The organism is Exiguobacterium sp. SH4S7 (genome assembly GCF_004336795.1).
GTDB classification, from domain to species: domain Bacteria; phylum Bacillota; class Bacilli; order Exiguobacteriales; family Exiguobacteriaceae; genus Exiguobacterium; species Exiguobacterium aurantiacum_A.
In genome coordinates this window covers 84,923-100,897 of the sequence record NZ_SJUT01000005.1, presented here as the reverse complement: position 1 = coordinate 100,897, position 15,975 = coordinate 84,923, and the positions used below count along the sequence as shown (strand labels likewise).

Here is a 15,975-nt window from a genome sequence, read left to right as displayed (position 1 = left end):
CCCACAATTGGAGGAAGACAAAATGACAACGACAGCAACAAGCATGATGAAGGAAAAACAACAGGCAATCACGGCGGTAAAGGCAATGTTCGAGGACAAGTTCAGCACGGCGCTAGGTCTCACGCAAGTACAGGCACCGCTATTCGTCACATCGGCGAGCGGAGTCAACGATCACTTGAACGGCGTCGAGCGCATCATTCAGTTCGACACACAATATCCGGGACATGAGCTTGAGATCGTCCAGTCGCTTGCGAAATGGAAACGCGAAGCGCTCGGCCGGTACGGGTTCAAAGTTGGCGAAGGGTTGTATACACAGATGCGTGCGATCCGCCGCGACGAAGAACTCGACGCGACACACTCGCTTCATGTCGATCAATGGGACTGGGAACGCGTCATCGCCCGGGAACACCGGACGACCGACTATTTGAAAGCGACCGTCGAATCGATTTATGCGGCCTTGCTTGAAACGGAACGGTCGGTCGAGTCGGCATACGCGATCGAAGCGATTCTCCCTGAGTCGATTCACTTCTTGACGAGCCAAGAGCTAGAAGACCTGTATCCGACGCTGACGCCAAAAGAACGGGAACATGCGATTTGTAAAGAGCATGGCGCGGTCTTCCTCTCACAAATTGGAGGCGCGCTCGCCTCAGGAGAGAAACATGATGGCCGAGCGGCTGACTATGACGACTGGTCGCTCAACGGCGATATTCTCGTCTGGCATCCAGAACTCGAGACGGCGTTCGAACTGTCGTCGATGGGAATCCGTGTCGATGAGACAGCGCTCGCTGAGCAGTTGGTGACAGCCGGCGCGGAAGAGAAGCGGAAGTATCCGTTCCATCAAGCCGTGCTCGAAGGACGTCTCCCACTTACGGTCGGAGGCGGAATCGGCCAGTCACGTGTCGCCATGTATCTGCTCCGGGCCCGTCATATCGGTGAAGTCCAATCGTCGGTCTGGCCGAGCGAGATGGTCGCGGCGTGCGAAGAAGCTGGAATTAGCCTGTTGTAATTATATAGAAGCAAATGAGCCAGGACTTTCTTACGAGAAAGTCCTGGTTTTCTGTACAACATTTTCCACCCTACACGTCAATTTTGACACCTACATAATGGAAGCGTTTTCATTTAAAGTAAGGGTGTACTGATTGGATCGATTATTTTAGTCGACTTACACACCGAGGGAGGAAGCAAGATGAAACGCAAATGGAGATTATCGACAGCTGTGATGACGGCTGGCATGGTATTGACGCTCGCTGCCTGCGGGGGCGGATCGCTCACAGAAGGGGAAGGGTCGGCTGACGGGAACGCGGATAGCGGTGACTCAAAAGATGTGACGTTGAACGTCTTCCAATTTAAAGCCGAAATCGCTAAAGACCTCGAGGCGATGGCGAAAGAATATGAAGAAGAGACGGGCGTCAAAGTAACCGTTCAAACGGTCGGCGGCGGAGCCGACTACGGTGCCGCGCTCAAATCGCAATTCGCATCTGGCAATGAACCGGATATCTTTAACAACGGTGGCTTCACGGAAGCGCAGACGTGGAAAGATAAGTTGGAAGATTTGTCGGATGAAAAGTGGGTCGGTGATTTGACGGAAGTAGCCAAAGAACCGATGACGATGGACGGGAAACTGTACGGTATGCCGATGAACCTTGAAGGCTACGGTTTCATCTACAATAAGGAGCTGTTTGAGAAAGCGGGCATCAGTGAACTGCCGAAGACGCTGTCTGAATTGACGGACGCGGCTGAAAAATTGGACAAGGCGGGCATCACCCCGTTCTCGGTCGGATACGCGGAGTTTTGGATTCTCGGCATCCACTTGCTCAACATCCCGATGGCACAACAAGATGATCCCGATGCGTTCATCCAAGCGCTCAACGACAACAAAGAGAAGTTCGAAGACAATGAGCAGTTCCAACAGTTCTTGAAACTGTTCGACCTGACCATCAAATACGGCAACAAGAACCCGCTCACGACGGACTACAACACGCAAGTCACACAGTTCGCCCAAGGCGAGACAGCGATGCTCCAGCAAGGCAACTGGGCCCAACAGATGATTCTCGACGTGAATCCGGACATCGAGATGGGCTTCGTACCGATTCCGATCAATGATGATAAAGAGAAGATGGACCGCTTGCCGGTCGGCGTCCCGAATAACTGGGTCGTCAACAAAAACTCACAATATAAAGAAGAAGCGAAAGACTTCCTCGAGTGGATGGCGACGTCAGACACAGGAAAAGACTACATGGTCAACAAGTTCAAGTTCATCCCGGCGTTCAAGTCGATCGAAGCGAACGACCTCGGACCACTCGCTGACGATATCCTTGCCTATTCGAACGAAGGCAAGACGATCTCATGGAACTGGTTCAAGTATCCGGACGGCGCGGTCAACGAGTATGGTGCCTTGATGCAAGCGTACGTCGGCGGTCAGAAGACCGGTGACGAGATGCTCCAAGACTTCACAAAAGTATGGATGGATAAAGCTAAATAAAGAAAACACAAGCAGCGAACTGACCCCTTCGCCGCTTGTGTTTTTTTTATGAAGAAACTGTCACAGGAATCCCATAAAAAGCACACACATACCCCCCTAGGTTTTCGTACAATATGTTTTGTAAGCGATTGATCAAGAGGAGGGGTTATGAGACAACTAAAACTTGGATTGCTCATCGGCTTGTTGTTCGCAGCCCCGTCTGTCCACGCGGAGTCCGATTTAGTGACGCTTGACGAACCGATCGTGGTCCGTTCGAATGAGACGTTTGACGGTGCGGGGAAACGCTTCGTCAGCTGCAATGAACCGGCGTTTCGGTTAGAAGGGACCGGGGCGGTGCTCGAGAATGTTTTGGTCGAACAGTGCCGGCAGACGGACGTGGCTGCCATACAAGTCTCAGGGCTTGGCCATCAGCTGATCGATGTGACCGTCGAAGCGTCCGGGACCGGTATCGTAGTGGAAGACAGCTACGGGGTAAGGCTCGTCCGTCCCGTCATCTCGGGGTCTAATCAACACGAGGGCATCTCGCTATTGAACAGCGAAGCGGCTTTGATCAAAGGGGCGGTCATCGACCGAGTCCGTGACGGGATCTACATCGAGAACGGGTCGGGTCACCAGCTGATTCGACCGAGCGTTGCCGATGCTAGATACGGTGTCCATCTCATGTTTCCGACAGACGTGTCGATCAATTTGCCGAACCTCCGGCGCAACGGAGCAGGTGCGATGATCATGGGGACAGAGCGCGTCGTCATCGAGAACGGACAAATCCATGACCAAGTCGGCGCGACGGCGACCGGGATCATGTTGTTTGAAGCAGTCGAGACGACGTTGCGTGCCAACGCGATCTTCGGCAATCGGATCGGGATTTATGCGGAAAAATCGGAGTGGACGACGATTCATGACAACGGTGTAAACGGCAATGATGTAGGACTGCGCTTGAAGTCGGCGAACGGGATGACGATGGCAGGGAACGACTTGACCGGCAATCGGTATCCGGTCGTCTCGTTTGAGTCGGCAGACAATGTGATTCAAGGAAACGATTGGGGCGGACAGACGCTCGATTTGACACGCGACGGGTTCAGTGAGATCCCGTTTCGGGCCGACCCGTACTTGTTTTTATTGGCCGATTCATATGAAGCGTTCGAGTTGCTGTACGGTGCCCCGGGGCTAACCGTGCTTGAACGTGTGCTCCGTAGCCCGGACGAGGTCACACTCACGGACGCAGGGCCAATTGTGTCCGCGTTTCGCATCGAGTGGAACGGGTCGTTCGGAGCGGTCGCTTTAACCGGAATGATGGTTTTACTATGGATATTTGGGAGGAAACGATATGACTACGTATAAGAAAATGGCAGGACTATTCGCCGCATCAAGTTTGACGCTCGCACTTGGGGCGTGTTCGAGCGCTGCGGCGGAACCGTTCGATATCGAATGGGGCAAGACCGAGTGTGAAGTGTGCAAGATGAAAGTGATGGATAAACAATTCGCTGCCGAAGCGATTATGGACAACGGGAAAGGCTATGCGTTCGACGATATCGGTTGTTTGATGCGTGACTGGTACCCTGAGCAAACGGAAGAGGACATCGCGGCGATGTATGTGAAAGACTACAATACGATGGACTGGGTCGATTTAGATGAAGGTACGTTTGTCTATAATAAAGAAGCGAAAACGCCGATGGCTTATAACATCGTCTCGTTCGCAAAAGCAGCGGACGCGGAGACGTATGCCGAAGAGAATGGCGGCATGGTGATGGATTTAGACGACTTGAAAGAACACACGTGGGAACGCGGCGAGATGAACGGTCATAAAAAAATGAATTCGGACGACGATGGCGAAGCGAGCGACATGAGTGACGCGCACGATTCGGATGAGTCATCTGACGGTCACGGGCAGTAAGCGATGTTATGGCGGATCGAATGGTCCCGTACGCTGCGTCAGAAAGAAAGTTACGTCTTCTTGCTTGCTTGGGTACTGACACTCGTCTTGCTGGGTGGTCTCGGCCAAGCAATCCCGGTGGCGACGGCGTATACGAACGTCAGCGCGACACTCGTCACGGTGATCGGGCTCGTGTTACCGCTCCTCGTCATGTTGACGACGGCACTGCAGTGGGGCAATGAGCGTGAATCAAAGCGGATGCGACTCGTCTCGACGTTCACGGTGTCGATGCGCCGCGTGGTCTGGATGCGTTACAGCGCATTCCTGGCGACGCAAGGACTCATCATCACGCTTGCGTTCGCGCTCGCCTCGTTCCTTGTTTCGATGCCGCTCGAGACGTGGTTCGTCCTATGGGTGTATGCGTTCGGCCTCACCGCGTACGGTGCCGCAATCGGCACGTTCATCGGCGTCGTCGGACGGACGAGGCTTCGAGCCGTGCTCCTCTCGTTCATCGTCTGGGTCGTCCTCGTTTTACTTTGGCCGACGCTCCTCGTGGCAACGATTGCTTGGCTGCCTTACGGGTCGCAAGCGAGTGCGATGGTCGGGCTTCTGTTTTTGAACGGATTTGAGCTACTGCGCGTCTGGGTGAGCTCGGTCTTGTCGGCACCTGACCTGTTCGGGGCCGTCTATGAAACGTTTATCGGCTGGCTCGGCGACCCACTCGGTAGTTTGACCGTCAGCATCGCGATCTTGAGTGTCGTGTTTGTGTTGTGGTTCGGGACAGCTTGGTTACTTCGACAGGAGGGACGACATGATTCAGCTTGAACAGGTCGGTAAACGCTATGGCGATGTATGGTCGCTCCATCCGCTTGACGGAGCGATTGCCGACGGTCGGGTCGTCGCCTTATGCGGAAGCAACGGGGCTGGGAAATCGACGCTACTGAACATGATGAACGGTACGCTCGCACCGAGTGTCGGTCATATCTCGTTGAACGGGGAGACGCGTGACCGTCGAAAATCGTATAATCAATCGTTTGGTTATATGCCTGATGATTTCGCATTCGATCCGTCGTGGACCGTCGGTGAGACGTTTGCGTATTACGCGTTGCTTCAAGGAGTCAAACCGGATGCGTCTCTATTGAACCGTGTCGGGCTTGACGCCAAGACCCGGCAACAGGTCGGGATGTTGTCGAAAGGGATGCGGCAACGTCTCCTGCTCGCTCAAGCGTTGGTCACGAAACCTGACATTTTACTGCTAGATGAGCCGACGAACGGTCTCGATCCGACGTGGATGCATGTATTGGGCCGACTGTTGCGGGAAGAGGCCGACCGCGGGACGACGGTCGTGTTCTCGACACACCAGCTCGATGTGGCGGCGAGGCTTGCTGACGAAGTCTGGATGCTTGATGCCGGCCGGCTGGCCGGACGTGTCCTCGTTCAAGATGAACAGGCCGCTTACGCCGAAATTAAAAACTTCTTTTTCGAACCGGAAGTTGAGGCTTGTCAAACAGACGCCGCTCGCACAAAATAATAGACAGTTGAAGTGGTGGTCGGAGCCTTCCGGCGCCACTATTTTTGTGGGGAGATGGAACAGATGAGAAAGAATGTTACGGTCGCACTACTGCTTGCGACTTTTTTGGCGGCGATCGAAGGGACGGTCGTCTCGGTCGCGACGCCGGTCATTGCGAGCGAGTTGAACGGCGCGGCGCTCGTTAGTTGGGTATTTGCCGCCTTCTTACTATTTACCGCGGTGTCGACACCGATTTACGGGAAAGTCGCCGACTTGTTCGGTCGAAAGCGTGTCCTCTTGTTTGGGATCGGGCTGTTCACACTTGCCTCGCTCTTATGCGGTTTAGCGACATCGATGGAGCAGTTGATCGTGTTTCGGGCGCTGCAAGGTCTTGGTGCCGGTGCGGTCCTGCCGATCTCGATGACGATTATCGGGGACTTGTATAAGTATGAAGAGCGCGGCAAAATCCAAGGGATTTTAAGCGCGGTGTGGGGCGTGTCCGGTGTACTCGGACCGGTCATCGGAGGATTTTTGGTCGAGACGTTGTCTTGGCGCTACGTGTTCTTGTTGAACGTTCCGTTTGCGCTCTTATCGTTCATCATGATCGTCACATTTTATAAAGAGACGGTCGCTGAGACGACCGAACGGATCGATATAAAAGGGGCACTCCTGTTCGCTGGGGGGACGACCGCATTCTTGTACGCCTTGATCACGTTCAGTGAAACGAACATCTTGACGCTACCGGTCGTCGTCAGCGGTCTATTCAGTCTTGTGTTGCTCGTCAGCTTCTTCATGTCAGAGCGCCGGGCCAAGACACCACTCCTGCCGCTCGAGCTGTTGAAGCAGCCGATTATCGCTTCCATCAACGGGGCCGTCTTCTTTGCTGCTTGGGTGCTCGTCTCGATGTCAGCCTACATTCCGATTTGGGCGCAGGCTGTACTTGGTAAATCGGCGACGGAGGCGGGCTTCATGCTCATGCCGCTCTCGGTCGCATGGACGTTCACGTCGATTATCGGCGGACGGACGCTCGGAGCGGCATCACCGCGACGACGGGCTGTCTTCGGGATGGGCCTGCTCTTGATCGGGACGGTCATCTTGACGCTGATGACTCCATCGAGTTCGGACGTCTGGGTGTACCTCGCCGTCGCCATCATCGGCGTCGGATTCGGTTTGTCACAACCGATGTTCATCGTCGTGTTGCAGACGGTCGTGTCATACCGTCAGCGCGGTACAGCGACAGCGGCGAACTCATTTTTAAGTACGGTCGGACAGACGCTCGGCGTCGCGGTGTTCGGGGCGATGTTCAACTTTATCGTCTTGAGCGGATTCCGGAACGACGAAACGTTGAGCGGTGTCTCGCTCGAATCGTTCTTCAACCGGGCGGCGAGTGCCACGCTTGACGAGAGCGTCCGTCTGCAAGGTGAGCAGTTGATCGCCTCGGGACTGAACAGTGTCTTCGTCGGAGCGGCGCTCGCGGCGTTCATCGCTTTGCTCATCGCGCTTCGGTTACCGGCTCGCCCACCCGAACCTTCACGCGACGCCTAAAAGCGCGGTATGATGGGGGAAAGGAGGCGGTCACGTTGAAACGATGGTTACTCATGTTGTCACTCGTCTTTGTTGCCGGTTGTGCGTCTGATTCGGCGGACGATGCGGTCCAAGAAGAGGAAACCCCGATCGAACAACCGGCTGAATCGACGGAAGGGGCGCCGAACGAAGATGACGCGTTATCGGTTGGGGCGAACGAATCGATTGCACGACAGCTCGACGTCCCATGGTCGATTGCACGAACCGAGGACGGTTGGCTTGTTTCAGAGCGCGGGGGAACGATTGCAGTCATTGATGCTGACGGTAACGTCTCGCGTCAACCGGTCGAGCTGACTGAAGATGTGCTTGAAATCGGGGAAGGCGGACTACTCGGTCTTGCTCTCGCGGATGACTTTGCGACGTCGCGACAGCTGTACGCCTATCATACGTACGGGACACCTGGGGATGTGCGGAACCGGGTCGTCGAATTGACGTGGGACGGAGAACGATTTGAAGAGACGGACATCGTCTTGGAAGACATACCCGGGGCGCAGTTCCATAACGGCGGACGCTTATTACTCGACGGTGACGTGATTTGGGTCACGACCGGAGACGCACTCGTCCCAGACCTCGCTCAAGATGAGACGTCGATTGCCGGGAAAATCCTGCGCGTGCCGTTGTCCGGCGAAGGGGACCCGGTCGATTGGATTTATTCGTCCGGCCATCGGAATCCGCAAGGGTTGACCGTCATCGAAGACGTGCTCTATGCGAGCGAACACGGGGCGTCCGGTCATGACGAAGTGAACATCATCGAGCCAGGCAACAACTACGGGTGGCCGATCATCGAGGCCGATGAGACGGAAGACGGTCTCGAGACGCCTTGGTTTGAGGTCGGAGGAACGTCATGGGCGCCATCTGGCATCGTTGCCGACGAACAGTACGTCTATATGGCGACGTTGCGTGGAAATCGTTTGGTCGCGATCGACCGTGAGACGCGCGAAGTCGTTCCGCTCGTCGAGGATCAAGGGCGCATCCGGGACGTCTGGTTAGAAGACGACCGTCTGTATTACATCACGAACAATACGGACGGCCGGGGAAATCCGGGAGCGGAAGACGATCAACTGTTCATGTTGGAATTACGTTAGAAACTGACATCTCGTCAGTTTCTATTTTTTTGTTGTATTACTTGTGAGATTACGTATAATAAAGACGTTAATTGGAAAATGAAGGAGTTAATGACATGGATCATTCAAAATTGGTACATAAACACGAACAATTGTATTTCGGACTGCTCGTCGCGATGAGCATCCTGACGATCATTGTCGGCATCGTCTTGACGATTGCCTCACTCGGTATCTTCCTGTGGATCATCGGGCTAATCGTCTCGCTGTCGATGTTCGCGCACTGGATTCAAATCGGCTATATTCGGACGAACGGGGTCAAAGTGACGGAGCGACAATTCGCCGACCTGCATGAGATGTATCAGCGCGTCGGACAAGGGATGGGCATCCGTTTGTTGCCAGACGTCTATATTTTACAGGCGGGCGGGGTCTTGAACGCGTTCGCGACCCGATTCTTCCAAAAGAATATGATCATCTTGTATTCGGACGTCGTGGAACTGTCTCGGAACGGTCAGACGAAAGAAGTCGAGTTCGTCATCGCGCATGAACTCGCCCACATCCGCCGCAATCACGTCCAAAAACAGTGGCTCGTCTTGCTCGGGAATATCGTCCCATTTTTAGGGACAGCGTATTCACGCGCTTGCGAATATACGTGCGACCGGATGGCCGCCCATTACATTCAAGACGAAGCGGCTTCAAAACGGGCGCTCACTATCCTCGCCGTCGGTGGAAGGCTCGCCAAAGAAGTGAACGAGTTTGACTATTTATATGAAGCAAGTCGTGAGAACGGGTTCATCGCCAAATATAGCGAACTGATCTCGACGCATCCGACATTGCCGAAACGGATCGCCGCTATCGCCACGCATGCCGGTGAGGCGAACGTGCCGATGTTCAAGACGGCTGGTTATGTCAAAGCCTCAATCATCGGAACGATTGTCGTCACCGTGCTCGTCAACGGGGCCATCATCGCGTGGCTCGTCATGAGTGATGGGTTCACGAGCCTCGCCGCTTCACCGTTCAGCGAAGGGTTCGCTGGTGAAATGACGGAAGAACCGCTCCAAGAATTGGCGTACGACAATGCAGGTGCCGATGCGATTCGAGAAGAGCTGGCGAATGGGGCAGATGTCAATATGCAAGACAGTTATGGCGATACGCCGCTCCATAACTTGCTGTACAACGATGGAATGGACTACGATTCATTAGTGCTCTTGCTCGAAAGCGGGGCAGATGTCACCATAGAAAATGACGATGGTATGACACCGATCGATGTGGCGAAAGATTGGAGCCACGAATTTGGGATTATAGAACTGCTACGTTCTTATGAATGAACAGCTGGCTCGTCTCTCGGGAAACTGAGGGACGAGTTTTTTATGTTGGGATTGCAAACGCTTGCATGACCCGTGATATAATCTTCAAGAGGAGGGGTGTCGGTGAGGAGCATCCGTACGAAATTGACCGGGATGATCGCATTGACGATCATCGTTCCGGTTATTTTAGCGACCGTCATATCATTTTGGTACGTCAAAGACCGGGAACGAGAGCGCGGTCTCGAGCTCACGGACTGGTCACTCGAGCGCGGGACGTTGCAGATCGAACGCTACATCTCTGACTTGAGCCGCCTGCCGACGAGCCTATACGCCAATCGGGACGTCCTCGACATTCTTGAATACGGTCCCGGGCTGTCACTCGAGCAGACGGAGCTTGAAGTTCGGCGGGCCCTTCTTGGTATGTACTTATCACGGGAGGATGTCGCACAGATTCAATTGCTCATGCTTGAAGACATGGACTCGTTCGCCGCCTATAAAATGAAAGTGTCACCACGTTCGAAAAAACAACCGAGTGCGATTCAACAACAATTGCTGAAGTATGAAGAGAGCCGTGTCTTGCTCGAGGCGTCGCATCCGCTCGTCCCGTACCATGACTTTGGACCGATCGTCTCGGCAGAAGAGGTCGTGACGCTCCATTTCCGGCTCGACAAGATCGAGACGGATAAACCGCTCGCGATTCTCTCGATCGATATACCGGAAGACGTGTTTGTCGGACAACTCGCGTCGTTGCAAAACAATCCGGAGGAAAGCCTTTGGTTTATTGGCGGGAACAATCAAGTGTTTGCCAAGCTCGGGGACGAGGACATCCCGGACACTGTGGCGGCGAAGTCGATGTCGGTCGACGGGAAACATCATCGGATCATTAAATCGTTCGAGTTTGAAAATCAAACGTTTTATGTCGGGAAATCGATTCCGGATCGGTTGTTGATTGAACCGGCATCCCGGACGTCATTCATCATCTTCGTCGTCGGGATGGTTTCGCTCGTTTTAGCGTTGATCGGGGCGACATACGCATCGATGCGTTTGACGACGCCGATTAAAACGCTCACGTCGAACATTTGGCGAATCGAGCAAGGGGACATGACCGTTTCGTTCGATTCCCTGGGAAATGATGAGTTCGGCGTCCTTGGTCGGCAGTTCAAACGGATGATCGAACGGATCGATGACTTGATTCAGCGCGAATATCGGTTGGCACTCGAAAATCGGACGAACGAACTGCGCGCCCTGCAGGCACAAACGAACCCGCATTTTTTATTCAATGCGCTGCAGTCGATCGGGACGCTCGCCCTAAAAGGGGACGGTAAAACGGTTTATCGCTTAATCACACAGTTATCCTCGATGATGCGGTACACGATGCACCCGGACGAGTCGATGGTGACGCTCAAGCGCGAAGTCGAGCATCTCAATTCGTACGTTCGGCTCCAACAGGTCCGCTTCCCCGATCAGTTCGACGTCGAGGTCGACGTCCCGGACGCGTTGCTCGACTTGATCGTTCCGAAGATGATCCTCCAACCGCTCGCGGAGAACTTTTTCAAACATGGGTTTGAGCGGGACGGGGCGACGGCGGCCAATCGATTCTGCTTAAACATCCGTCAAACGGGAGCCGACCTCATCATCCGTTGTGAGAACAGCGGGCGAGCGATCTCGGACTTTGAGCTGAACGCCCTGCAACAACGGATCGAACGGTCGACAGGACCGATTCATGGTGCGGAAGGCACCGGTTTAAAGAACATTCGCGATCGACTCATGTTAAACTATAATCGGGAGGCTGAGTTTATGTTGGCTACACCAGAGACCGGCGGATTCCGCATCGTCATGCGTTTCCCGGCCGTGAAGGAGGCGGGTGCGTCATGACGAAAGTATTGATCGTCGACGATGAGTCGCCGGTACGGGAAGCGGTCAAATTGCTTGGGGAGTGGGAACGTCTCGGCGTCACGAAAGTGTTCGAAGCGAGCGACGGCGAAGAAGCGAAACGGATTATCACGAAAGAGCGCCCGGCCTTGGTTTTATCGGATATTCAAATGCCGCGCTGCAACGGGATTGAGTTGATGGAATGGGTGCATCAAGAGGTGGAGTCGGTAAAGCTGATCGTGTTGACCGGGTACGATGAGTATTCGTATATGCGGCGCGCGATTCAGCTCGGCAGCTTCGATTACTTACTGAAACCGATTGATCCGGACGTGTTGAACGATACGCTCGAACGTGCCCTCGCGGACGTCTGTCCAGCCGAGGAAGACCCAATCTTCCAAATCGGTGCGTTTATCGAGCGTCATTATGCGGAAGAGCTCAGCTTGCAAGGGATGAGCGAGCGCTTTTACTTGAGCCGCGAATACATATCGCGTCGTTTTAAGCAGCAGTATGGCGTCAACTTATCCGAGTACTTGCTGTCGATCCGCATGCTCGAAGCCAAGCGTCTCCTTGAAACAAGTAGACAACGTATTTATGAAGTCGCCCAAGCGGTTGGTTTTTCGGACGACAAATACTTCCGAAAAGTCTTTAAAAAACAAGTTGGTGTTACCCCGAACGAATATCGGGAAGACTACCAACGACAACTTTAAAGGAGGAATTTTATCATGAGTGTACACATTGGGGCAAAAGAAGGACAAATCGCAGAAACGGTATTACTTCCAGGAGATCCGTTGCGCGCGAAATACATCGCCGAGACGTTCTTAGAGGATGTCGAACTGTATAACGAAGTGCGTGGCATGTACGGTTTCACAGGTACGTATAAAGGCAAACGCATCTCTGTTCAAGGGACAGGTATGGGTGTGCCGTCGATGTCGATTTACGTCAACGAATTGATCATGTCGTACGGTGCTAAAAACTTGATTCGTGTCGGTACAGCCGGCGGGATTCAAGAAGACGTCAAAGTGCGTGACGTTGTCATCGCGATGAGCGCATCGAGTGAGATGGGACAAAACCGTGTCCGGTTCGATGGCATGGACTACGCACCGACAGCGACGTTCGACCTCCTACATCGTGCGTATATGAACGCGGAGAAAGCGGGCATCCCGGTCAAAGTCGGTCAAATCTTCACGGCCGACCAGTTCTACCAAGATGACTTCCACCACTTCAAAAAGTGGGCGGACTTCGGTTGCCTCGCAATCGAGATGGAAGCAGCCGGCCTTTACACGCTCGCGGCGAAACATAAAGTCAACGCCTTGACGATCCTCACGATCTCTGACCACTTGTTGACGGGTGAAGAGACGACATCAGAAGAGCGTCAATCGACGTTCGACGAGATGATTCGTGTCGCCCTCGACACAGCAGTCGAAGTGACGAACTAAATCATAAGTCCCTACAGACGCAACGTTTGTAGGGACTTTTTGTGTCAGTGTGCCAACGTGTCTATACAAAGCGGAACCGGCAAGCTAGACTGAAGCTGAAAACTCAGTGTCCGTGGAGGTGCTGAGCTAAGGAGAGAATTCCGTGAATAAACCATCCGCTTTTGTGATTTATAGTATCGTCTTTTTTGCGTTTTTTGATCTGTTTGCCCAACTTCCCGTCATGAGCACGTTCGCGACCTCAGTCGGTGCGACGCCGTTCATCGCCGGTGTCGTCATTGCCATCTATTCATTGTCGAACACGTTCGGAAACATTTTGTCTGGCGTTTGGACGGACAAGTTCGGTCCGTTCCGAATCTTACTCGTCGGTTTAGTGTTATCGAGTGCGAGTCTGCTCATGTATCGCCTTGTCGATGATGCTTCGATGTTATTGGTGGTGCGTGTCGTTCACGGATTCGTGGCCGGCTTGATTGTACCGGCTGCGTTTACGCTATCCGCGAACTTGACCGCGGCCAATCGACAAGGGAAAAAAGTGGCGCTCACCGGGAGCTTCGTCGGGTTGGCGGCGATTCTAGGACCAGCGTTCAGCGGCATCATGGCCAGCCGCACATCGGTCCCGGTCGTATTTACGTACGTGGCGGCGTATGGCGTGCTTGTGGCTTTGCTTGCCCTCGTCGTGTTAAAGCGGTTGCGATTCGCTGTTAAACATGAGGACCGGCGCGAAGTGGTTGGCTCGAAAACGCTAGAGCGTGACGTCGTCAAAGCGTATGTCGGGGCGTTTTTATTAATGTTCTCGCAAGGAGCGCTCGCTTATTTATTACCGCTTTACGTGCAAGCGCTCGGTTACGACTCACGGCTCAGCGGGACGTTGCTCAGCACGTTTGGCGTTGCTGCCGTCCTCGTGTTCGTCTTGCCGACGAACCGTATCTTCGACCGGTTCGAACCGGCGCGCTTGGCTGCGCTCGGGATCGGCATCCTTGGGATTAGTCAAATTCTGATTGGTTTGTCGGGTAGCGCAAATCTGCTCTATCTCGTGCTCGGCTGTTATGGCGTCGGCTTCGCTATTTTGTTCCCGGCCATCAACACGATGTTGATCAAAGCGACGAACAGTGCCAATCGCGGCAAATCATACGGCTACTTCTATGCGTTCTTCTCGCTCGGTACGGTCGTGGGTTCGGCTCTCTTAGGGTGGCTGTCCGTCTCGTTAACGCAGAAATTCACGCTGACCGGGATTGTTTTGCTGCTAGCGGGCCTGCTTTTGATTGTGATCGAGCAGACAAGGAAACGTGTCGTTTCAAACAAGACCGGGTGAGATGGGCACGTATCAAGCAGCAACGGCTGAACGTTCAAAATGGTCGGGTCTGATTGGATAGTGATAAGATAAAGACAGCGTTATCACTCAAAGGGAGGCAGATTTATGCTCGCACCAATCGAACAGTTGACGATCGAAGAGCTCATCAGTAAGCAACGTCGTTTCTTTAAGACGCAAGCGACCAAATCGCTCGCATTCCGTCTCAGTATGTTGACGTTTTTGAAAGAATCGATCAAACATCATGAAACGGAAATTATTGAAGCGTTAAAAACAGATTTAAATAAATCAGAGCTCGATGCGTTCACGACGGAGATCGGCTTTATTTACGACGAGATCAGTCGGACGAATCGAGAGTTGAAGCGTTGGATGCGCCCGAAACGTGTCCGCGGTGCAGCGATCCACCTCGGGACAAAAAGTGAAGTCATGTATGAACCGTACGGCACCGTTCTCATTATCGCGCCTTGGAATTATCCGTTCCAATTGGCGATCGCACCGCTCATCGGAGCAATCGCGGCCGGGAACACGGCTGTCGTGAAACCGTCGGAATTGACGCCGAACGTGGCCCAAGTAATGACGAAAGTGCTCGAACGGGCGTTCACCGATCGTTACGTCGTCAGTATCGAAGGGGATAAAGACGTCGCTCAAGCTTTGCTCGCGCAAAAATGGGATCATATCTTCTTTACCGGTTCGACCCAAGTCGGAAAAATCGTCATGGAGGCTGCGGCCAAGCAATTGACGCCGGTCACGCTCGAACTAGGTGGGAAGTCACCGGCCATCGTCCATGAAGATGCCAATATTAACATTGCGGCGAAACGGATTGCGTGGGGGAAATGGATGAACGCCGGGCAGACATGTGTCGCCCCGGACTACGTGCTCGTCCACGAGTCGAAACGTGATGCGTTTCTTGAAGCAATCAAGCGGGAAGCGTTCCTGATGTTTGGGAACGGAATCGGGACAGAACGGTTCACCCGGATCGTCAGCGAGTCTCATTTTGATCGGTTGACGAGTTATTTGAGTCAAGGGGACGTCTTCTTCGGGGGAGCGACGGAGCGGGAAAGTTTGAAAATCGCCCCGACCGTCATGACGGATATTCATGATGGGGCTGCTGTCATGAAAGACGAGATTTTCGGACCGATTTTGCCGGTGCTGACGTATCGTCAACTCGATGAGGCGATCGAGTTTGTGTCCGACCGTCCGCATCCGCTCGCGCTCTATTTGTTCACGGAAACGAAAGCTGTCGAACAGACGGTGCTCAAGCATCTGACATTCGGCGGCGGTTGTGTCAACGATGTCCTCATGCATTTGACGAACCCGAACTTGCCATTTGGCGGTGTCGGGGAGAGTGGGATGGGGGCTTATCACGGACGCTATAGCTTTGAGGCGTTCAGCCATGCCAAATCAATATTACGCAACACGACAAAATTTGATGTGCCGATTCGTTATCCAAACTTTAAAGGTGCGGAGAAGCTGATCCGTCTCGTCTATCGCTGAGACTGATCTGAGACTGTAGACTTTCTACAGTCTTTTTTTTATGAGAACGAATT

General features: G+C 53.5%; 14 protein-coding genes. All 14 read left to right on the top strand.

Annotated features, from left to right (window positions below; all coding sequences use genetic code 11):
* Nucleotides 1–22: 22 nt before the first annotated feature.
* Complete coding sequence (gene asnA / locus EVJ29_RS10630; RefSeq protein WP_070328884.1) at nt 23–1,006, top strand: aspartate--ammonia ligase; 984 nt, start codon at nt 23–25, stop codon at nt 1,004–1,006.
* Between the two features lie 180 nt (nt 1,007–1,186).
* Nucleotides 1,187–2,482, top strand: a complete 1,296-nt coding sequence (locus tag EVJ29_RS10625; protein WP_070328885.1) for an ABC transporter substrate-binding protein — start codon at nt 1,187–1,189, stop codon at nt 2,480–2,482.
* 147 nt (nt 2,483–2,629) lie between these two features.
* Nucleotides 2,630–3,820, top strand: a complete 1,191-nt coding sequence (locus EVJ29_RS10620; protein ID WP_131443902.1) for a right-handed parallel beta-helix repeat-containing protein — start codon at nt 2,630–2,632, stop codon at nt 3,818–3,820.
* Nucleotides 3,807–4,373, top strand: coding sequence for a nitrous oxide reductase accessory protein NosL (locus EVJ29_RS10615; protein WP_201739011.1), 567 nt, complete (start codon nt 3,807–3,809; stop codon nt 4,371–4,373). Before EVJ29_RS10620 ends, EVJ29_RS10615 begins: the two co-directional genes overlap by 14 nt.
* Before the next feature lie 3 nt (nt 4,374–4,376).
* A complete protein-coding gene (locus EVJ29_RS10610) occupies nt 4,377–5,177 on the top strand; it encodes a hypothetical protein (RefSeq protein ID WP_070328888.1) in 801 nt (266 codons plus the stop codon).
* Nucleotides 5,164–5,883, top strand: a complete 720-nt coding sequence (locus EVJ29_RS10605) for an ABC transporter ATP-binding protein (RefSeq protein ID WP_131490644.1) — start codon at nt 5,164–5,166, stop codon at nt 5,881–5,883. The genes EVJ29_RS10610 and EVJ29_RS10605 overlap by 14 nt, the downstream gene beginning before the upstream one ends.
* A 63-nt stretch (nt 5,884–5,946) precedes the next feature.
* On the top strand, nt 5,947–7,407 hold the full coding sequence (locus EVJ29_RS10600) for an MDR family MFS transporter (protein ID WP_131505091.1): 1,461 nt from the start codon (nt 5,947–5,949) through the stop codon (nt 7,405–7,407).
* Nucleotides 7,408–7,442: 35 nt separating this feature from the next.
* Nucleotides 7,443–8,531 (top strand): PQQ-dependent sugar dehydrogenase, encoded by a 1,089-nt coding sequence (locus EVJ29_RS10595; protein ID WP_236633512.1) that lies wholly within the window; start codon nt 7,443–7,445, stop codon nt 8,529–8,531.
* A 95-nt stretch (nt 8,532–8,626) separates the two neighbouring features.
* Entirely contained in the window at nt 8,627–9,835 is a 1,209-nt protein-coding gene (locus EVJ29_RS10590) for a M48 family metallopeptidase (protein WP_070328892.1), read from the top strand.
* A 102-nt stretch (nt 9,836–9,937) separates the two neighbouring features.
* Nucleotides 9,938–11,689, top strand: a complete 1,752-nt coding sequence (locus EVJ29_RS10585) for a sensor histidine kinase (RefSeq protein WP_070328893.1) — start codon at nt 9,938–9,940, stop codon at nt 11,687–11,689.
* Nucleotides 11,686–12,393: a response regulator transcription factor gene (locus tag EVJ29_RS10580; protein WP_070328894.1), complete on the top strand. Its 708-nt coding sequence runs from the start codon at nt 11,686–11,688 to the stop codon at nt 12,391–12,393. The genes EVJ29_RS10585 and EVJ29_RS10580 overlap by 4 nt, the downstream gene beginning before the upstream one ends.
* Nucleotides 12,394–12,408: 15 nt before the next feature.
* Nucleotides 12,409–13,122: a purine-nucleoside phosphorylase gene (deoD, locus tag EVJ29_RS10575; protein ID WP_016508372.1), complete on the top strand. Its 714-nt coding sequence runs from the start codon at nt 12,409–12,411 to the stop codon at nt 13,120–13,122.
* A 142-nt stretch (nt 13,123–13,264) separates the two neighbouring features.
* Nucleotides 13,265–14,431, top strand: a complete 1,167-nt coding sequence (locus EVJ29_RS10570) for an MFS transporter (RefSeq protein ID WP_131505090.1) — start codon at nt 13,265–13,267, stop codon at nt 14,429–14,431.
* Nucleotides 14,432–14,536: 105 nt separating this feature from the next.
* Nucleotides 14,537–15,922: an aldehyde dehydrogenase gene (locus EVJ29_RS10565; protein ID WP_131443906.1), complete on the top strand. Its 1,386-nt coding sequence runs from the start codon at nt 14,537–14,539 to the stop codon at nt 15,920–15,922.
* The last annotated feature ends 53 nt before the right edge of the window (nt 15,923–15,975 follow it).